Annotated in this window: 18 protein-coding genes and 2 riboswitches; of the genes, 11 read left to right on the top strand and 7 right to left on the bottom strand. The window is 47.1% G+C overall.

Annotated features, from left to right (window positions below):
- Positions 1-116 precede the first annotated feature (116 nt).
- Positions 117-2,000, top strand: a complete 1,884-nt coding sequence (gene uvrC, locus AC50YO_RS04550; RefSeq protein WP_494844123.1) for an excinuclease ABC subunit UvrC — start codon at positions 117-119, stop codon at positions 1,998-2,000.
- Here the strand turns inward: uvrC and AC50YO_RS04545 are convergent.
- Complete coding sequence (locus AC50YO_RS04545) at positions 1,966-3,606, bottom strand: CPBP family intramembrane glutamic endopeptidase (RefSeq protein WP_494843743.1); 1,641 nt, start codon at positions 3,604-3,606, stop codon at positions 1,966-1,968. The two genes, uvrC and AC50YO_RS04545, sit on opposite strands and share 35 nt — an antisense overlap.
- Before the next feature lie 293 nt (positions 3,607-3,899).
- Positions 3,900-4,080: riboswitch (cyclic di-AMP (ydaO/yuaA leader) on the top strand.
- Positions 4,081-4,163: 83 nt separating this feature from the next.
- On the opposite strand from AC50YO_RS04545, the gene AC50YO_RS04540 reads away from it, so the two are divergent.
- Both AC50YO_RS04540 and AC50YO_RS04535 read left to right on the top strand, forming a co-directional pair.
- Positions 4,164-5,507, top strand: a complete 1,344-nt coding sequence (locus AC50YO_RS04540; protein ID WP_494843739.1) for a TrkH family potassium uptake protein — start codon at positions 4,164-4,166, stop codon at positions 5,505-5,507.
- Positions 5,508-5,524: 17 nt separating this feature from the next.
- Entirely contained in the window at positions 5,525-6,187 is a 663-nt protein-coding gene (locus AC50YO_RS04535) for a potassium channel family protein (protein ID WP_494843738.1), read from the top strand.
- A gap of 92 nt (positions 6,188-6,279) precedes the next feature.
- On the opposite strand, the gene AC50YO_RS04530 is transcribed toward AC50YO_RS04535, so the two are convergent.
- Complete coding sequence (locus AC50YO_RS04530; protein ID WP_494843737.1) at positions 6,280-7,164, bottom strand: LysR family transcriptional regulator; 885 nt, start codon at positions 7,162-7,164, stop codon at positions 6,280-6,282.
- A 243-nt stretch (positions 7,165-7,407) separates the two neighbouring features.
- On the opposite strand from AC50YO_RS04530, the gene AC50YO_RS04525 reads away from it, so the two are divergent.
- The 3 genes from AC50YO_RS04525 to sdhB are packed head-to-tail and all read left to right on the top strand — an operon-like array spanning position 7,408 to position 10,656.
- Positions 7,408-8,079, top strand: coding sequence for a succinate dehydrogenase cytochrome b558 subunit (locus tag AC50YO_RS04525; RefSeq protein WP_494843734.1), 672 nt, complete (start codon positions 7,408-7,410; stop codon positions 8,077-8,079).
- Between the two features lie 27 nt (positions 8,080-8,106).
- On the top strand, positions 8,107-9,888 hold the full coding sequence (gene sdhA, locus AC50YO_RS04520) for a succinate dehydrogenase flavoprotein subunit (protein ID WP_494843730.1): 1,782 nt from the start codon (positions 8,107-8,109) through the stop codon (positions 9,886-9,888).
- A 3-nt stretch (positions 9,889-9,891) separates the two neighbouring features.
- Positions 9,892-10,656 (top strand): succinate dehydrogenase iron-sulfur subunit, encoded by a 765-nt coding sequence (gene sdhB / locus AC50YO_RS04515; protein ID WP_494843726.1) that lies wholly within the window; start codon positions 9,892-9,894, stop codon positions 10,654-10,656.
- Between the two features lie 90 nt (positions 10,657-10,746).
- On the opposite strand, the gene AC50YO_RS04510 is transcribed toward sdhB, so the two are convergent.
- Positions 10,747-11,055, bottom strand: coding sequence for a winged helix-turn-helix transcriptional regulator (locus tag AC50YO_RS04510; RefSeq protein WP_494843724.1), 309 nt, complete (start codon positions 11,053-11,055; stop codon positions 10,747-10,749).
- 197 nt (positions 11,056-11,252) lie between these two features.
- Here AC50YO_RS04510 and AC50YO_RS04505 point away from each other — a divergent pair, with 197 nt between their 5' ends.
- A complete protein-coding gene (locus AC50YO_RS04505) occupies positions 11,253-11,648 on the top strand; it encodes a DoxX family protein (protein WP_494843722.1) in 396 nt (131 codons plus the stop codon).
- 92 nt (positions 11,649-11,740) lie between these two features.
- On the opposite strand, the gene AC50YO_RS04500 is transcribed toward AC50YO_RS04505, so the two are convergent.
- The gene (locus AC50YO_RS04500; RefSeq protein ID WP_494843719.1) at positions 11,741-12,580 is read right to left on the bottom strand and encodes an EamA family transporter; all 840 of its coding nucleotides are present in this window, start codon (positions 12,578-12,580) and stop codon (positions 11,741-11,743) included.
- Between the two features lie 184 nt (positions 12,581-12,764).
- Between AC50YO_RS04500 and AC50YO_RS04495 the strand changes: the two genes are divergently transcribed.
- Positions 12,765-12,929 carry a hypothetical protein gene (locus tag AC50YO_RS04495; protein ID WP_494843717.1) on the top strand — a complete coding sequence of 55 codons (165 nt, stop codon included), beginning with the start codon at positions 12,765-12,767 and terminating at the stop codon, positions 12,927-12,929.
- On the opposite strand, the gene AC50YO_RS04490 is transcribed toward AC50YO_RS04495, so the two are convergent.
- From AC50YO_RS04490 to corA, 3 genes are all read right to left on the bottom strand, one after another.
- On the bottom strand, positions 12,913-13,722 hold the full coding sequence (locus AC50YO_RS04490) for a histidinol-phosphatase (RefSeq protein ID WP_494843715.1): 810 nt from the start codon (positions 13,720-13,722) through the stop codon (positions 12,913-12,915). The genes AC50YO_RS04495 and AC50YO_RS04490 overlap by 17 nt on opposite strands.
- A gap of 48 nt (positions 13,723-13,770) precedes the next feature.
- Positions 13,771-14,673: a LysR family transcriptional regulator gene (locus AC50YO_RS04485; protein ID WP_494843713.1), complete on the bottom strand. Its 903-nt coding sequence runs from the start codon at positions 14,671-14,673 to the stop codon at positions 13,771-13,773.
- A 587-nt stretch (positions 14,674-15,260) separates the two neighbouring features.
- The gene (gene corA / locus AC50YO_RS04480) at positions 15,261-16,196 is read right to left on the bottom strand and encodes a magnesium/cobalt transporter CorA (RefSeq protein ID WP_494843711.1); all 936 of its coding nucleotides are present in this window, start codon (positions 16,194-16,196) and stop codon (positions 15,261-15,263) included.
- A gap of 348 nt (positions 16,197-16,544) precedes the next feature.
- A riboswitch (SAM riboswitch) is annotated at positions 16,545-16,653 on the top strand.
- Between the two features lie 99 nt (positions 16,654-16,752).
- Here corA and metA point away from each other — a divergent pair.
- Genes metA through AC50YO_RS04465 form a run of 3 tightly spaced genes read left to right on the top strand, consistent with a single transcriptional unit; the run spans position 16,753 to position 20,055 of the window.
- Positions 16,753-17,670 carry a homoserine O-acetyltransferase MetA gene (gene metA / locus AC50YO_RS04475; protein WP_494843709.1) on the top strand — a complete coding sequence of 306 codons (918 nt, stop codon included), beginning with the start codon at positions 16,753-16,755 and terminating at the stop codon, positions 17,668-17,670.
- 47 nt (positions 17,671-17,717) lie between these two features.
- Complete coding sequence (locus tag AC50YO_RS04470) at positions 17,718-18,893, top strand: PLP-dependent transferase (protein ID WP_494843707.1); 1,176 nt, start codon at positions 17,718-17,720, stop codon at positions 18,891-18,893.
- Positions 18,883-20,055 (top strand): aminotransferase class I/II-fold pyridoxal phosphate-dependent enzyme, encoded by a 1,173-nt coding sequence (locus AC50YO_RS04465; protein ID WP_494843706.1) that lies wholly within the window; start codon positions 18,883-18,885, stop codon positions 20,053-20,055. The genes AC50YO_RS04470 and AC50YO_RS04465 overlap by 11 nt, the downstream gene beginning before the upstream one ends.
- The last annotated feature ends 116 nt before the right edge of the window (positions 20,056-20,171 follow it).

The following is a 20,171-nucleotide window of genomic DNA, read 5'->3' as shown; positions in this document are numbered from 1 at the left end:
TATACCCAACTTCCCGAATAAATGTAAAGCATTTGCCAACACAAATATAAAGCGGAGCATCGTCGAAATATGTTAAAATGAAGCTTATCTTACAGCCTGAGGGGAGAGTGGAGAATATGGATCAGCAGCAGCAAGCCGATTCACAAGAGCGAGCGGAGGCAGCGGAATTAATCCGCCACAAATTAGCTCTGCTCCCGGATCAGCCTGGCTGTTATTTGATGAAGAATAAGGAAGGCAGCATCATCTATGTAGGCAAGGCGAAGGTGCTCAAAAACCGTGTTCGCTCGTATTTCAACGGCAGCCATAATGGGAAGACACAGCGGCTTGTATCCGAAATACGCGATTTCGATTTCATCGTAACAGGCAGTAATATGGAAGCACTTATTCTAGAATGCAATCTGATTAAACAACATCATCCCAGATACAATGTGCTGCTCAAGGACGATAAAACGTTCCCTTATATAAAAATAACGAATGAAGCCCATCCGAAGCTTGAAGTCACAAGGCGCATTATGAAGGATAAAGGCAAGTACTTTGGCCCTTACCCGAATGCTTATGCTGCCCAGCAGACGAAGAAGCTTCTGGATCGGCTCTACCCGCTGCGCAAATGCAATACGCTTCCGGATAAGGTATGCCTGTATTACCATCTAGGGCAATGTATCGCACCTTGCGAGTTCGAGATCGAGCCGGGAACGTATGACGCGATGGTGCAGGAAATTTCGAAGTTTTTGAATGGCGGGCATGATGTCGTCAAGGTTGATTTGCAGCAGAAAATGGAAGCTGCGGCGGAAGAATTAGACTTCGAGCGTGCGAAGGAATACCGCGACCAAATTATTAATATCGATGCGGTTATGGAGAAGCAAAAAATAACGATGTCCGATGCGCTGGACAGGGATATTTTCGGCTATGCCGTAGAAAAGGGCTGGATGTGCGTCCAAATTCTATATATGCGTCAAGGCAAGATGATCGAACGGCGCGGAACGACCTTCCCGTATTATGGGGAAGAGTATGATGATTTTATGACCTTCGTCACGCAGTATTACAGTGACAATCCTGCCCTGCCGAAGCAAATCTTGCTTCCGCAGCCACCTGAGACGGAGGATGTCGGCAATAGTGCTGGCAGTGAGACAGTCGCTTCGCGTGCAGAGGACGTGACTACCTTGCTGCACAGCTGGCTTAAGGTGAAGGTGCTGATGCCTCAACGGGGCCGCAAAAGTGAAGTAGTGTCGATGGCAATAGAGAATGCAAAGATTATGCTGGCTGATAAATTCCGGCTTATTGAGCGGGATGAGGAACGCAGCGTCAAAGCTGTTCAGGCGCTCGCGAACTGGCTTGGCCTGCCTGCGGTCAGCCGAATAGAAGCATTCGATAACTCTAATATTCAAGGGACGAATCCGGTATCGGCGATGGTGGTCTTCACAGATGGCAAGCCAGATCGGAAGGAGTACCGCAAATATAAGATTAAGACGGTTGTCGGACCGGATGATTATGAAACGATGCGCGAGGTTGTACGCCGGCGTTATGAACGGGTGCTGAAGGATCAGCTTGCAGCGCCAGACCTTATCGTAGTGGATGGAGGCAAGGGACAGATCGCAGCAGCGCTTGATGTGCTCCACAATGAGCTGGGACTGTATATACCCGTATGCGGCTTGGTGAAGGATACGAAGCATAAGACAGCGCAGCTCATGACGGGTGATCCGCCAGAGGTCGTGCCGCTGCCTCGTGACAGCCAAGAGTTTTATTTGCTGCAGCGTATCCAAGAGGAGGTCCATCGCTTCGCGATATCCTTCCATCGTGAGCAGCGCGGCAAGTCGATGATCGCTTCGCAGCTGGATGCGATACCGGGCATTGGAGAGAAGCGCCGGAAGCTTCTGCTCAAGCATTTTGGCTCGATAAAAAAAATAAAAGAGGCCTCCGTCGAAGACTTCAGGCCTCTTGCTATCGGTGATAAGCTTGCTGGTGAGATTATTGCTGCGCTGAGGGAGGAGCCGTCGTCTTAATGGAGGACGGCTTCGGCCCTTTTTTATCATGCCAGAATTTGATGATCCATGCGATGGCGACAGGCAGTACCGTGTAAAGGATCGCTGCGGTTATATTAACGGTTCCGCCTACAGAGATCAAAGATATGCCCATGAGCAACGTGTTGAATATGGCATGTGTGAATACGGCGGTAATAAAGCCGTAGCGCAAGAAGATGTAACTGAATGCAAGACCAATAATAATCAGCTCGATAATTCGCGTGTAGAATGGAAAGATCGGGTATCCGACGTGGCCGAGCGTCCAGAGAAGAGTTGGAATAAGAGCGGCGACGAACGTATTCTTGAACCAGCGCTTGAACAGGGCAATGCCGAACAGGCGATAGATAGCTTCCTCAGAAATAGCAGCACACCAAGCCAGCATAGGAAGCATCCAGAGCGCATCCATATTATAGGGTGACTGTGTAGCATCGCTAGTGCCCCATGAGCCGATTGCGAACGTCAGGACGATAAAGATGACGGATTGTATGCCAAGCAGGATGAGGGCGAATAGGTAGCCAAGCCCTACGCTGCGCCATACATGCTGGCCGTAGCCTGGCTCGCGGAAGCCGGGCCACAATGGACGCTTCCATGAGCGCCACATTCCATCTCCAGCGACAAGAGCAAAGTATACGCTGATGCCGACAGGGAGTAGCAAAAGAATCGTAACGAACATCATAACCTTCATCATGGAATCAGTCGTTATTTCCTCGCCAAACTGAGAACGAATGCCGTCCATCATATTCAGGTTGTTATAAATATAAAAGAACATAAAAATGAGGCTGAGAATGATTCCCCGTTTGAACGTTGTGTTTTGGCGGTACAAGATGGCATAGATAATAGATAAGATGAGAGACATCACGCATAAGTGCAGCAAGGATACCATGGATAGAGCATCCGCCCATTTTTTCTGGGAAGCAATAAGGGCATCATAGCTCGCAGGCACTTTGAAGACAGGCTTAAAGACCGTGACGACGGGGCTGCTTGCCAATTGGTCGACGCCAACGGTCAGCTCCAGCTGAGCGTCGCCTTGCTTGTAGCCAGCAGGCTGGAAGACCACATACCCTTCATCGCTGACGTAACGTTCCTTCAATTCATTAAGCTGGAAGCCCTTACTGACAGCGAATTGCTCAGCAGTTGCAAGGAGCTCCTTCTCTGTAGCTAAGGGAGCCGTGTCAGCGTTGAACAGCTTCCAGCTTGTGACGCTTCCGTTGCTCATATGTACATAGACGAATACGCTGCTGCCATTCTCAAGATCAACCTGAGATTGGTAAGTATCGTTTGGATAGGTGCTGCCGAATTTTTTGTCATAGGCTTCGAGCATTTTCTCCTTGGAGAAATATCCGGTCGTCAGGCTGTCCGTCTGATAGATCGTATTGGCTTTCAGAGCCTTCTCGCCGAATTGCTGCGTCGCAAATTGAATTGCGATTTGCTCGGCTTTTTCGTTACTAATGACGTTGGAGGTTGTAGCATCCGTATTCAAATATTGCTGCGCAAGCGGTCCTACTTGTGTAATCAGGAAAATAACCGCACCGATAATTGCCGCCCATACGAATCGTTTCCAATCATGACGGGCAATGGAATCAACCATAGTTCACCTCAGAATAATTAATATATTTTTCTTGTACATCCATGTAACCATACCATATAAAAGGCTGTTTTATCCAATATTAGGTCCTTCAAATGGTAAGGGAATGTGAAGCAAGGAAGCGGAACAATCATAAAAGCGAGAAATAACGATGTGCACGACGCCTTGGATAGGCTGCTTGATGCAGTTGCCTGTTTTTGATCGAATTCAAGCTTATTTATCTGTTTTGCTTCCTTTATGTTCCCCATAGCTAGGGCTTATAATCGTTAACGTTAGTAGAACTTGAATCTTAAATTGAATAGCAACAGCCGAATTTCCGTTTGAAAACGGGGGAACCATAATGCTGTGGAATAGATCCGTCAGCAAGGGGTGAATTTTGGCGGCAAATAGGAGGTTTCTTCTATATACCGCTGAATAGGGCTGCCTGTCCAGGCCCGAATCCGTCAGCTAACCTCGTAGGCTGTATGGAACAGGACTCATCGCATATTAGCATTGGGCTTCCAGTGCTTTTTTTTATGCCCGAACTCTTGTTTACGAATCATTGAGGAGCCAGCAGGAAGATGTGGAAAAGGATTTGGAATGTGAAGAAATGGTCGCCGCCGCGCATATTTGTATCAGGTCTGGCCGTTATAATAGTGATTGGCGCTATATTATTGTCCATGCCATTCGCTACAAGTGGCAGCGATATGCCCAGGTTTATAGATGCGTTGTTCACGGCAACCTCTGCAGCATGTGTGACAGGGCTTGTCGTAGTGGATACAGGCACATACTTTACGACTGGTGGACAAATTGTTCTGCTTGGATTAATACAAGTGGGCGGTCTTGGATTCATGACGATGGGAACATTGATTTCGCTTGTGCTGCGTAAAAAAATATCGCTGCGAGAACGATTGCTCTTGCAAGAAGCGATGAACCAGACGAGTATGGAAGGCATCGTTCGTCTCATTCGCAAGGTTATTACTTATTCATTAACGATTGAGCTGGTCGGAGCGTTGCTATTCGCATCACGCTTCGCGGCTGATATGCCTTTAGGCAAAGCTTTGTATTTTGGTGTTTTCCATTCGATATCTTTATTTAATAATGCAGGCTTTGATATTTTCGGCAACTATAGGAGCCTGACGCTTTATGTGAATGATCCCGTTGTGAATATAACAGCTATGCTGCTTATTATTCTCGGGGGCATCGGGTTTATCGTGTTGTCTGATTTGCTGGAATACCGCAAGAACAAAAGGCTTTCCCTTCATAGCAAGGTCGTCTTATCTATGACGGCCGCTCTTATCGCTGTTGGGACTATTGTTATTTTTATCTTTGAATTCACGAATAACGCGACGCTTGGTTCCCTGAATTGGGGCGGCAAGCTGCTCGCCTCCTTCTTCCAATCTGTTACACCGAGAACGGCGGGAGCAAATACGCTTGATTATACGGAGCTTCGCCAAGCGACATTATTCTTCACTATTATATTGATGTTCATAGGGGCATCACCGGGCTCAACCGGGGGCGGAATTAAGACCACAACGTTCACGACGCTCATTGGTGCCGTCGTCGCGATGGCCAAAGGCAAGGAGGATATCGTCTTTTTCCGGCAGCGCCTAGCCAAGGAGCGCGTTATGAAAGCATTGACGATTACGATGCTGTCGCTTGGCTTCGTCTTGTTCGTCACAATGCTGCTGGCGACAACGGAGGATCAGCAGTTTCTAAAAATATTGTTCGAGACGACATCGGCCTTCGGTACAGTCGGCTTGTCGATGGGATTGACTCCAGAGCTTACGGACATCGGCAAAGTCCTTATTATGGTGACGATGTTTGCTGGCAGGCTGGGGCCTTTGACGCTTGCTTATGCGCTCGGCAAGAAGACAGATAGAGAGCTTTACCGATATCCTGAAGGCAAAATTACGATTGGTTAGGGGAACAGGGAGAGAAAATGAAAAATCATCAATTTGTTATCGTAGGTCTAGGGAGATTCGGATCAAGCCTTGGGAGAGAGCTGATCGAGCTGGGGCATGAGGTGCTCGGCATAGATAAGGACGAAGAAGCTGTCCAAGAGATGAGCAATATTCTTACTTATGCGGTGTCGGCTGATTGTACAGATGAAGAAACGCTGCGCTCACTCGGCGTAAGGAATTTCGACTGCGGCGTTGTGGCAATCGGAGACGATATTCAAGCGAGCATATTAACGACTATATTGTTGAAGGACCTGGGTGTGAAAAAGGTTGTGGCCAAAGCGATGGATGAGCTTCATGGCCGCGTATTAGAGAAAATAGGCGTGGATCGCATCGTCTATCCTGAGCGGGACATGGGCATTCGTGTCGCTCATCAGCTCGTCTCTCCGAACCTGCTCGATTATATCGAGCTGTCCAAGGAATATACAATTGCTGAGCTTTCTGTGCCGAAGTGCCTCAACGGCAAAACGCTCCATGAACTGAATCCAAGAGCAAGATTCGGCTGCAGTATCGTTGCAATCAATAAGCCTGACGGTATCATTATCGCTCCTACTGCAACAGATATCGTAACCGAACGGGATGTCATGGTTGTCATCGGGACCAATGAACAAATTGAGCTGTTTGAAGAATCGGTAATCAGGTGAAGCTAGAGGACAGAGGCGTGATAAGCGCTTCTGTCCTTTTTGATCATTGAGAATGAATCTCTTCTATATTATATAGAAGGAAAAGAGCTCAGCTATTTCAATGAATCGAGCTCTTCAATCCAGCGCCGCACAGAAGGGTTGAGATTCGCAGGGTCAGAGTGGATAAGGCAGGTCGTCCGCTTCGTATCCTTGAGCTCCCGGATGGGGATGACGATCAACTCATTGTCCTCAAGCAGCTGTTTGCGCATATAAGATTGGGGAAGAAGCGTGCCAGCTCTGCAGGTATGCAGCAGCCTTAGAATCGCTTCGAAGGAATCGATCTCCATACGTACATCAGGCTGCAAGTGATATTTGGCGAATACCTCATCCGTTAATTTGCGATACCAGGTTCCCTTGGAGAACAGAATCATTGGCAGATTATTAAGATCCTGAATGCCAGGCTGCTCATTGCTAGCCAGATCAACTGTGGTAGGCAGGACAAGCAGCAGATGATCATCGAACAGGGGAACACAGTGGAGCTGCACATCTTCAATACGGGATGCGACGATTGCAATGTCTGCTTTATTGTCTCTGACGAGCGACACAATCTCATGCGTTTTTCCAGTCACTGCCTTAATATCGAACTCTGGGTGGCTCGCATTCAGAGACTTGATGAAATCTGGCAACGTCGTTTGCAAGGTGGTCAAGCTCGCTCCAATCGTAATGGAGGTTCTTCCCGTTCGGGCGTATTCCGAGACCGTCTCCATATAACGGCGATGCATTTGTTGCAGCTCAAGCGAGTATTCGTAGGTAAGCTGCCCGATTCTCGTTAATTCGAGCCGCTTGCCTACACGGCGGAACAGCTCGGCTCCGATATCTTCCTCCAGCTTAGCGAGCTTACGAGAGAGGGCAGGCTGGGACAGGTTGAGGAAGCCGGCAGCTTTATTCATACTGGAATGCTCTACAATTGCAGCGAATATTTGAAATTCTTCAATCATTTACGTACATACTCCTTTTTATTGTTGCTTATGCGTTATGGTTATAATTATTAATAATAAATATGCAATTCCATTATAAGCTGAAAAGGAGTAGGATTAAAAGTGTGGCAAATCCGTGTCAAATTTTGTTGACGGAGATACAAGCTGGGGGTAAAATGTAGAATGGTTTGTTAAATGTAGTAAATTGTTGAATGTAGTAAAAAAGTAAATTACGCAACCACAGTCTGGAAAGGAGAAGTATTAATGAAAGGAAATTCGTATTACTCGCGCAAGCTGCACTCCCTACTTGGAGTGATCCCGCTCGGCATGTTCATTGTCGTGCATGCGCTAACTAACTACCAGGCGTTCGAACGTGGCGCGGAGGGCTTTGAGAAAGGCGTAAGCCTTGTTAACAGCATCCCGCTTCTTCCGTTGTTTGAGATTTTTGGTATTTTCCTGCCGCTGTTGTTCCATGGGGTATACGGCTTGTACGTTGCCTACCAATCGAACTCCAACACGGGTCGTTTCAAATATGGACGGAACTGGGCGTTCACCGCACAACGTGTTACGGGTGTAATTACGTTTATCTTCGTCTTCTGGCATGTGTACCAAACAAGATTCCAAGTATATATCGGCAATGTTACGCATGAGGAGCTCGGTTCCACGATGAACCTCATTGCAAGCAGCCCTGCTTACTTCGTTATGTATGTAATTGGCGTATTGGCAGCTGTGTTCCACTTCAGTAATGGTCTCTGGGCATTCTTAATCAGCTGGGGGATTACGATCTCTCCACGTGCTCAAAAAGTATCTTCTTATATTTGTATGGGTGTATTTGTACTTGTGTCCGCGTTGTTTATTCTTTCGCTTGTGGCATTCCGCGGCGACGAATTCAAAGAAGTGGCAGCAGCCGCTTTGGCATGGACAAATATCGGATAGTTTGAAGACAAGGAGCGAACAAACGTTATGGCTAACAATAAAATTATCGTCGTAGGCGGAGGCCTTGCCGGTCTCATGGCCACCATCAAAGCGGCGGAAGCGGGCGTACACGTCGATCTATTCTCGGTCGTACCTGTTAAGCGTTCCCACTCCGTATGCGCACAAGGCGGCATCAACGGCGCAGTTAATACAAAAGGTGAAGGCGACTCCCCTTGGGAGCACTTCGATGATACGGTGTATGGTGGCGACTTCCTTGCTAACCAACCGCCTGTCAAAGCAATGTGCGAAGCCGCACCTGGCATTATTCACTTGATGGACCGTATGGGCGTTATGTTCTCGCGTACGCCAGAGGGTCTGCTTGATTTCCGTCGTTTCGGCGGTACGCAATATCACCGTACAGCATTCGCAGGCGCTACAACGGGCCAACAATTGCTGTATGCATTGGACGAGCAAGTACGCCGCTGGGAAGCAGCTGGCCTCGTAACGAAATACGAGCATTGGGAATTCCTTGGCGCGGTGCTTGATGATGACGGCATTTGCCGTGGTGTATCCGCACAGGATCTACGCTCCATGGAAATTCATACTTTCGTGGGCGATGCGGTTATTCTGGCATCAGGCGGCCCTGGCATTATTTTCGGCAAAACAACGAACTCGGTTATTAACACAGGTACTGCTGCGAGCGCGGTATACCAACAAGGCGTTCATTATGCCAATGGCGAGTTTATCCAGATTCACCCTACAGCGATTCCAGGCGATGACAAGAACCGTCTGATGTCTGAATCGGCTCGCGGTGAAGGCGGACGCGTCTGGACATACAAAGACGGCAAGCCTTGGTACTTCCTTGAAGAGAAATATCCTGCATACGGCAACTTGGTACCGCGTGATATCGCGACTCGCGAGATCTTCAGCGTCTGCGTAGACCAAGGGCTCGGCATTAACGGTGAGAACATGGTTTACCTCGACCTTTCTCACAAAGATCCGAAGGAGCTTGATGTTAAGCTTGGCGGTATCATTGAAATCTATGAGAAGTTTACGGGTGATGACCCTCGGAAGCTTCCAATGAAAATCTTCCCTGCTGTCCACTATTCGATGGGCGGTATGTGGGTTGACTACAATCAAATGACGAACATTCCAGGCTTGTTCGCTGCCGGCGAATGTGATTACCAATACCACGGTGCGAACCGTCTCGGCGCCAACTCCTTGCTGTCTGCGATCTTCGGCGGCATGGTAGCAGGTCCAAAAGCAGTTGAGTATATCAAAGGCTTGAAAAAATCATCCCAAGATGTTGCTTCCTCCATATTTGATCGCGAGAAGAAGCGTCAGGTTGATAAGCACCAAAGCATCGTAACGATGAACGGAACAGAAAATGCTTATGTCATTCAAAAAGAGCTTGGCGAATGGATGACAAACAATATGACGGTTGTACGGTTCAACGATAAGCTGAAGCTTACGATCGACAAAATTAAAGAGCTCAAACAGCGTTACCGCAATATTAACGTGAATGACTTGGCACAGTGGAACAACTCCAGCGTTGCCTTCACGCGTCAATTGTGGAATATGCTTGAGCTTGCTGAAGCGATGACGCTTGGCGCCTTGCTTCGTGATGAGAGCCGTGGCGCGCATTACAAGCCGGAATTCCCAGAGCGTAATGACGAAGATTTCATGAAGACAACCAAAGCGACATGGACGCCGGAAGGTCCACAAATTTCTTACGAAGATATCGATGTATCTCTGATTGCTCCACGTAAGCGTGACTATACGTCGAATAAGAAGAAAGAGAACGAGAATGAGAAAGAGAAAGGAGAATAAACGATGGCTGAAGCTACAGTTGCTAAAAAAACGGTTAAGTTTGTAATTACTCGTCAGGATAGCCCAGAATCTCAGCCTTATACGGAAGAGTTCGAAATTCCTTACCGCGCGAATATGAACGTAATCAGCGGCTTAATGGAAATTCAACGTAATCCGAAAAAAGCGGATGGCAATAATACAGCTCCGGTATGCTGGGAGTCGAACTGTCTGGAAGAGGTCTGCGGCGCTTGCTCCATGGTGATCAACGGCAAGCCTCGTCAAGCATGCTCCGCGCTGATCGACAAGCTGGAGCAGCCGGTTCGTCTTGAGCCGATGCGCACTTTCCCAGTTGTACGTGACCTTGTTATTAACCGTGAGCGCATGTTCAATGCCCTCAAACGGGTAAAAGCATGGATTCCAATCGACGGTACGTATGACCTTGGTCCTGGTCCGCGTCTGGCGGAGTCGAAGCGTCAATGGGCGTATGAGCTGTCGAAATGTATGACTTGCGGCGTTTGTCTGGAATCTTGTCCGAACGTAAATGATCGCAACAGCTTTATCGGTCCAGCAGCGATTTCTCAGGTTCGTTTGTTCAACGTCCATCCAACGGGTGAGATGAACAAAGAAGAGCGCCTGGATGCTCTGATGGAAGACGGCGGTATCGAAGGCTGCGGCAACTCGCAGAACTGTGTTCGCTCTTGCCCGAAAGGCATTCCGCTTACGACTTCGATTGCAGCAATCAACAAAGATACGACCAAGCATCTGTTCAAGAAATGGCTCGGCGTATAATAGCTCGACCAAAAAGCCCTCCGCATGTGCGGAGGGCTTTTTGATTTGGACAGGGCATAAAAAAAAGAAAAAGCCTTAGCGGCTTTTTCTTCACATCCATTGTTCTCCCCATTTTTGAATCGAATCGATCACGGGCTGTAGTTCCCGGCCCTTAGGCGTTAGGTCATATTCTATTCTTACGGGCATTTCCGGATATACGGTTCGTTTCAGTATAGCTAGTGATTCTAATTCCTTCATCCGGTCCGTCAGCATTTTATCGCTCATATCGGGTATTTGTTCTTTGATCTCTTTGAATCTCTTAGGTCCATCGAGAAGCACCCTAATAATGAGGCCCGTCCATTTCTTCCCAAGAACATCGGCGGCTGCTTCATACTTTGGGCACATTGTTGAATAATCCAACGTGATCACCCCGCTTTTTCTGATCTTATTGTACCATATTCGCTAAGTAAAAGTAAGTTCATTTCCTGTTCGGTCAAATAAAAACTATATTTATTATATATACTTTACAATAGTAAGTTAGTTATGTTATTATGATTTTAGTCAAGAGCGGCCGCTCAGAGAGAACAATACAGAGAGATTAAAGGAGAGAAAAAATAATGATGGATACAGGGTTATTGATTATACGGGTGGTTATTGGTCTGTTAATGGTGGGGCACGGTGCGCAGAAGCTATTTGGCCTATTCGGAGGGTATGGAATAAAGGGCACAGCAGGCTGGCTGGAATCCATGGGGATGAAGCCGGGAGTATTAATGGCCGTTAGTGCGGGCTTGACTGAACTGGTCGGCGGCGTGCTGTTCACAATCGGTCTGTGGACCTGGGTAGGAGCGATATTGCTTATTGTTCCGATGATTATGGCAATTGTGAAGGTGCATTTTGCTAATGGACTATGGGTTACTCAGAACGGTTATGAATATAATCTCGTTCTCATTGCCGTGACCCTTGGTGTAGCCTTCATCGGAGCAGGGAAATTCGCTATTGATGCCTTGATCTGATGAAGGGAATTCATAGGAGCTATTGAAATAAGAGGGGATTGAATCCTCCTATAATAAAAGGCCTGTCCTCCGTAGGACAGGCCTTTTATGCTTTATAAGCGGATGATGAATAGACCAACTATCGTGCAAGCGAAGGCTATCCATTGCAATAGATTAAGCTTTTCTTTATAAATAAGGATGGCTCCAGCAGCTACGACCAGACTATTCGTAGCGAAAATCGGGGCAGCAAGGTTAGCAGGTCCAGTGGCAAGAGCGTAGGCATAGAGCTGGAGTCCGCCATAGGAGAAGATCCCGGCAAGCAGGCCTAGCTTTAGGCCGATCCATGCTTGAGTACGTTTGTTGCGCCATTGCCTTGGTGGGGCGAACCAGAGTATGGATAGTCCATAGCCGATGAATAAGATAGGTGCGCTTGACATCCCAAGCTCCTCGGTTATTTTTAAGCCTCCATTACGGAAGGTAAAGAATACAATAGCAGCTGCTACATAAAAATACCACTGCTTCTCGACAGCAAAATTTTGTTTTTTGTAGGAGATTAGAACGACCGCCAGAAGCAGTAGTAAAATTCCGATGGTCTCACTTAGCTGGAGGGGCTCATGATAGACAAGTGTTCCGAGTGCAATGACGAGCACGATATTCATATTGGTCAATGGAGAGGTAAGACTGGCTGGTCCGTAATCGAGTGCCTTCATGAATAAGGCATTGCCTAGTGCAGAGCCTGCTCCAATGATTAGTCCGGCGAGCCATACCCGATAATCCGTTAATTCACTTAAGGTCCCTTCCACGGCCGCATGTATGCCGAAGCCTGCTGTTCCAGACGCGTACAATCCCAGTAGCATAACGGAGGTAAGACCGCCGCGCATTTGGCTGACTTTCATCCACCAGCCTGCGAGTCCGAACAGCAAAGCGCTGCCGATCGCTATTCCAAGCCACATCTATGTTCAACTCCCTTGAGAATTCCCCATTCATTTCATTTGTTACACAAATGAAATGTTTCTGTCACGCTGCTATTACATTAATGGGCTATTATAATAAACAAGACCCCCTTTTGATATAATTTTTTGGACCTGTGTATACGTACAGGTCCACTTTTTTTGTCCAAAATGGGGGAGAGGGTGCTTGAAAAATTTAATTAATGAAGCTATACAGACCGATCTAAAAGGCAGCCAGCTGAATCTGAGCAAACAGATGGATGCAGACGGACAAAAAGCTTTGCTGTTCCCCATGCTTAAGGGGAGAATAGCAAAGCTTTATTGCTGTGTTGCGCTTATATCGGAACAATAATGCGTTGACGCTTTCTGTAGAACACCCATTGCTTGAAGCCGATTTCTTTCAATCTGGTGCGGACGAGCTCGAATTCGTCGCCAACGCGGCGAGGCAGATGGGCATCAGAGCCGAAAGTTACATTTACGCCGAAATGAAGTGCCCTCTCCAGAATAGCATCAGAGGGATACCATCCACCAACATATTTTGTGCTGCCGGAAGTATTAATCTCGATAGCAACCTCATGCTTGGCGATGACACGGAGCGTCTCATCAATATCCTCTTCAGCAGGAATATCTGAGAAGGCGGGATAATAGCCCTTCATCGCATCAATATGCCCAAGAATATCGAACATCCCGCTGCGAGCAGATTGCCTGATCAAATCGTAGTATAGTTGTTTTTCCTCGATATGTCGCTTCTCAGACAAGCCCTTCCAACGATTGCGATTGAAGATGCTGACACCACTCACCTGATGTACGGACCCAATCAAATAGTCGAAGGGAATGTCTTTGTAGATAGCCTTATATGTATCTGCGTACTTTGGAAAAAAGTCTGACTCAACGCCCAGCAGGACCTCGATACGTCCTGCATACTTTTCTTTTAACCTTAGAACCTCTTCTACATAATGGACAAAATCACTCGTCGCCATCGAAATCCCCGGAAACGGATGATCCTGTTCATGACCGAAGAATGGAGAATGGTCGGAAATACCGATGACCTGCAGGCCGGCATCAAGTGCGGCAGTAATATAATCTTCAATGGTTCCATCGGCGTGTCCGCATCGCTCATGATGCGTATGCAAATCAAATTTCATTCAGGACCCCTCCAATCGCTATACTTTAATCATTTTTATTAGTATACCCTATTCACTGCTTATGAAATGATGCTCAGGCATACCTTTTAGGTCGCTCAAAAACTGTTGCATAGCCGTATTCAAATATCTGCCGGATTTATAGACAACCCCTACAGGATGGGTCATTTCGAGCTCCGTTATTTTTATCATGCGAAGGGAGCCCCGTCTTAATTCACCAGCTATAGAAAGCTTGGAGACAACGGCTGCTCCGAGATTAATCTCAACCATCCGTTTCACTTCTTCGCTGCTCGACAGCTCCATTACAATATTCGGCTGCATATTGTATTTGCGGAAAATCTGTTCCAGAAACTTCCGTCCAAGTGTGTCAGGAGCCAGCATAATGAGCGGAATATCTTTAAGGGTCTCAAAGGTCGTATGTGTCAAATGGCTCAAAGGATGTGAGGGAGAGACAACAAGCTCAAACGTATCATAATAAAGGGCTGAGGAAGATATATTCGGATTTTTTTCAGTTAAATAAGTAATACCGAGATCGACGGAGCCGTTCTCTACACTAGTCATCACTTGAGAGGAAGGCATCGTGTGAATAGTGGTTTTGATAAGTGGGAACTGATCTTGAAAATAAGATAATACCCTAGGTAAAATTTGTATGGCAATGGATGAAGTAGTTCCGAGAGTAATATGGCCCTGAGGTGTTAGATTTAGATCGGATAGCTTTTGCTTCAATTCCTCTACAATGGATAAAATGCGTTCCGCGTGCTCCAGGAACACTTGTCCGTGATCGGTCAGGGTAACGGGTTGATTGCGATCAATAAGGACGGTCTTGAATTCATCTTCAAGCGTTTTGATTTGGGCGGACACAGCAGGCTGCGTTAGATTGAGTAGCTCTCCTGCTTTGCGGAAGCTCATTGTTTTGGAAATGGTAAGGAGTGTTTCAAGCTGGCTAATGTTCACTTTAATCCCCCCTTTGCTTATCTATATATGTTGCAAGCGATAATCATTATTATATAGGAAATGATGCATTTCAGCAAAACATCGTGAGCAAAATGACGAATTTATTCATTTTGTTTATTGTTTTTATACTGTTTCTTAGGCGAGAGGCAGAGCAGGTGCTTTTTTGAGGGGGAATTGCGGGGGATTTATAGTGGGCAGGGCTATTATGAGTGAGAGGGGAGCACTTTCATTGGGCAGAACATAATGGATGAAATGTGGGGCGTGTGAGGCAATTTCACATATGTGTGAGTGAGATCTCATCCATTATGGTTGGTTTTGGTGGTTTGAAGCTAATAAGTGAGTGAAACCTCATAGCTCAGGAGGACAGCCTCTGGAACTATGAGGATAACCTCATACAATGCTGCGTGAAGCTGAAACGGTTGAGATTATGTGAGGTTATCCTCATATAAAAGCGCGGGAAGCTCAGCTCATCATTCGGCGGAGGCTAATAAGAAGTAGCAGAAGCGATAATGAGTACACGATATGTTAGTTGGATAAAGATAATCACGCATCAAAAAATGCCGCCCGATGTTCGGGCAGCATATCTATTAGAGCCAATTTTTTTTGCGGAAAATGTAAAACATTCCGAAGCCGAGCAGCATCATAATGCCAAGTAAGATGTAGGAACCGCCATGAATATGAAGTCCAGGGATAAAGTCAAAGTTCATACCGTAAAAGCCAGTAATGAAGGTAAGTGGCATAAAAATCGTCGTAACTGCGGTAAATACGCGCATAATCTCGTTCGCACGTGCAGAAATACTCGATTGGTAAGCCTCTCGTAAGTTGCCCATCAGCTCGCGGTAAGTATCGAACGACTCGGCAATTTTTACCGCATTCTCATAAATATCGCTGAAATACTTTTGAAGCTGGTCATCAATTAGCTTCAGATCCCTTTTGTTCAGGGTAGCGATAAGGTCCTTTTGGGGACCAAGCACTTTCTTTAGCCACAGAATCTCGCCGCGAAGTCCGATGATTTCGTTCAGGTGAGATTTTTTCGTATGCATCAATATATCTTCTTCGAGCGTCTCGATTCGGGTATCGATTCGATCGCCAACGAGGAAGTAATTGTCGACGACGATGTCGACAAGGTGATATAAGAAGTAATCAGGACGGCTGACCTCTTGCTCCCATAGAACGGGCTTCAAGGCACGCAGCTCATTGAGCTTTTGCTTCGTTATGGTAATGATGTAGTGGCGCCCTAGAAAAATATTCAGCGCTCTTAGAAAAATCTCCTCATTATCAAACCGTATGCTGTTAATCACGATGAAATAATGGCCTTCATAAATCTCGATCTTTGGCCGCTGTTCTTCTTCACTCAAGCAATCCTCTACCGCGAGATCATGCATATTGAATAAAGGCTGCAGGACAGCTAGGTCCTCCATATCAGCATCAATCCAATAAAAGCCTTCTGCAGGCGCTACAAGTGTTGTGTTAATGTCATCGACGGTGGTGAATACCCCGTCATTCACAAGACGTATTTTCATCCGAGCTTCTCCTCTCTGTTTCACGGAGACTGCCGGAAAATTCCATGCGTAGGGACGGTCTGGCTATAATCGCCCAAGCCCGCTGAAGCAATGATCCGGCAGCTGCCGTATTCGATTGTTGTCAGGCTTTGGTCGGTCGCCTTCCATGTCCGTATGCACTCCTTTGCTCATTGGTATAAATGTGTGTATAATCCTCGTCTAGTATACTCCCGTACACGCTGTACATTCAAGGAAAAAAACAAGATTCTCGATCTATTACAGCATATGTAAATAACCCGCTTGACGCGAATGCTGGAATCCATTAAAGTTAAATTATAAATTGGAATTCGACAACCGAATAGAACCACTTTCTTATCAAGAGCAGGCGGAGGGACTAGCCCGATGAAGCCCGGCAACCGGCGTAAAGTACGGTGCTAATTCTTGCGGATACCTTAGGCGGGTGTCTGAGAGATGAGAGAGGCGATGGCTTTTAATATAAGCGTACGACCTTTTCTCACGGCAGAAAGGGTCTTTTTCGCGTCAAGAATGCCGATATTGAAGCAGAGGAGTGATTATAATGCCGATTAAAGTACCTGATCATTTGCCGGCCAAAGAAATATTAAGCGACGAGAACATATTTGTCATGGATGAGACCACGGCCTATCGGCAAGACATTAGACCGTTAAGAATTGCGATATTGAATCTAATGCCTACTAAAGAAACAACGGAAACACAGTTGCTTCGCCTTATTGGCAACACGCCTCTGCAGGTAGAGGTTGTTCTGCTGCATCCCAAGACACATATATCCAAGAACACTTCCACCGAGCATTTGGAGTCCTTCTATAAAACATTCGACGATATCAAAGACGAATATTATGACGGATTAGTCATTACTGGCGCCCCTGTAGAGCATCTTGAGTTCGAGGATGTGACTTATTGGGAAGAATTGAAGGACATTATGGATTGGAGCGCACGCCGCGTCACATCGACCTTCCATATTTGTTGGGCTTCCCAAGCAGGTTTATACCACCATTATGGCGTTCCTAAACATGATCTTGACGAAAAGATCTTTGGTGTGTACCCGCACACGATTCAAAAAAGAAATGTGAATCTGCTTCGCGGCTTCGACGAATTATTCCTCGTTCCTCAATCCCGTCATACGGAAGTTCGACGTGAAGACATCGAACAGATCGGTGATTTGGAGATTTTATCAGAATCAGAGGCAGCGGGCGTATATATTGTCGCTTCCAAGGACGGTCGTCAAATTTTTGTCAGCGGTCATTCGGAATATGACCCGCTCACCCTTAAATTTGAATATGATCGGGATAAAGCCAAGGGCTTACGGATTGACGTTCCTAAGAACTATTTCCCGGGTGATAACCCGGACAGCTTGCCGCTGTCTACTTGGCGCTCACACGCCAATCTGCTGTTCTCGAATTGGTTGAATTATTATGTCTACCAACAAACGCCATTTGATTTGGGCGCTGGAATATAAGTTTCTATTCATTACTTTTATTTAGAGACGAAGGGGCGTATTGAAGAATGAAAATGGAGAGTCAGCTTGCACAAATTGGTTCCGTGAAGGAGCCAGTAACAGGAGCGGTGAGCTTCCCGATCTATCAGGCGACAGCATTCCGCCATCCGAAGCTGGGACAAAGTACAGGCTTTGATTATGCACGTACGAAGAGCCCAACACGTTCTGTATTGGAAGAAGCAGCTGCACAGCTTGAATCCGGTGATGCCGGATTCGCTTGCAGCTCTGGTATGGCCGCGCTGCAAACGATATTTGCACTGTTCAGTCAAGGGGATCACCTTATTGTATCGCTTGATTTGTATGGCGGAACCTATCGTTTGCTCGAACGGATTATGTCGAGATTCGGTGTAACGGCTTCCTATGTTGATACGAATGATCTGGATGCGATGTCCGAGCTATGGCAGCCGAGTACGAAGGCGGTTCTGATCGAGACGCCAACGAATCCGCTGATGATGATTACCGATCTGGAGAAAGTAGCCGGATGGGCGAAGTCCAAAGGCCTTCTTACTATTGTAGATAATACGCTCCTTACCCCATTCTTCCAACGTCCTCTTGAGCTAGGCGCTGATATTATCATTCATAGTGCAACCAAATATTTAGGCGGGCATAATGATGTGCTTGCAGGCCTTATCGTAACGAAAGGCAAAGAGCTGTCTGAGCAAATGGCCTTCCTTCATAATTCAATGGGAGCTGTACTGGGTCCTCAGGATTCCTGGCTGCTGATGCGCGGAATGAAGACACTGGCTCTGCGGATGGAACGCCATCAATATAATGCGACGAAGATTTCGGAGTATTTGATGGAGCATGAAGCAGTTGAGGATGTCTATTATCCAGCATTGCCTCACCATCCGGGCCATGACGTGCAGAACAAGCAATCATCCGGCAATACAGGGATTTTCTCCTTCCGCTTGAAGGATGCCCGTTATGTGGAGCCTATTCTGCGTCATATTCAATTGATCGCCTTTGCAGAGAGCCTGGGTGGGGTAGAATCGCTTATGACTTACCCGGCTGTACAGACACACGCAGATATTCCACTTGAAATTCGTGAAAAAATTGGTGTTGACGATCGTCTTCTTCGATTCTCCGTTGGCATCGAGCATATTGATGACTTGATCGCAGATCTGGGGCAAGCACTTGCCGCAGCTAAGCGTGAGATTGAGGAGAGTGGACACTATGACAGATAGAAAAAATCACGAGGAAATTGCCAAACGCAGCTTTGCGACGAAGCTATTGCATTTTGGAGCGGAAATTGATGAGCATACAGGTGCGTCAAGCACGCCTATTTTTCAAGCCTCAACGTTCCACCAGAGTGATATATTCAATCCACCGCATCATGACTACAGCAGATCGGGCAATCCAACCCGAGAAGCGCTGGAGAACTATATTGCCCTGCTGGAGGGAGGAACCCGAGGCTTCGCCTTTGCTTCCGGTATGGCGGCTATTTCGACTTCTTTCCTGCTCTTCTCCGCTGGCGATCATGTCATCGTAACGGAGGATGTGTACGGAGGAACGTATCGTTTCCTGACTACAGTACTATCTAGGCTTGGCATTGAGACGACATTCGTCGACATGACCGACCTTGAAGCCGTGAAGGCTGCTTTGAGATCGAATACTAAGGCGGTCTTTATGGAGACGCCTTCGAATCCTACCTTGAAAATTACCGATATTGCAGCTGTAACCGCATGGGCCAAAGAGTATAACTTGCTGACCCTGCTCGACAATACGTTTATGACACCTTATTATCAGCGTCCTTTCGAGCTGGGTGTCGATATCGTGCTGCACAGTGCAACGAAGTTCCTCAGCGGGCATAGCGATGTGCTGGCAGGGTTGGCGGTAACGGCTGATGAAGGCCTTGGCCGTCGTTTGTATTCGCTGCAGAATGGACTTGGAGCTGTGCTGAGTGCACATGAGTCATGGCTGTTAATGCGGGGAATGAAGACGCTGCAGGCTCGTATGGAGCATAGTGAGCGCAGCGCACGCAAGCTTGCGCAGTGGCTGTCCGCACATCCACAAGTGGAAAAGGTCTATTATCCGGGGTTGGAAGACCATCCGGGACGTGAAATTCATGAGAAGCAGTCTACGGGCTATGGCGCTGTTATATCCTTCGACGTAGGAAGCGGAGAGCGTGCCAAATCGCTGCTGAGCAAGGTCCAGCTGCCACTCGTTGCTGTCAGCTTAGGAGCGGTGGAAAGTATTCTTTCCTACCCTGCGAAGATGTCCCATGCCTCGATGCCTAGAGAAGTGCGTCTGCAGCGCGGAATTACGGATGGCCTTGTACGCTACTCTGTAGGTCTCGAAGATATTGATGATTTAATTAGTGATTTGGATGCTGCCCTTCGCGATTAAGGCAGGAATTGCAATAGAGAAAGGCGGCTGTCGCTTCTGACAGGCCGCTTTTTTTTGCCTAGCAGCTGGCTGTAGAGGGTGACGAACCGAAAAGATTTATGTTAGGATAGAGTGAT

It is taken from the genome of Paenibacillus sp. J22P59 (genome assembly GCF_059383895.1).
Note: the sequence above shows the minus strand (reverse complement) of the source record. Positions and strands in the feature narration are given on the sequence as shown.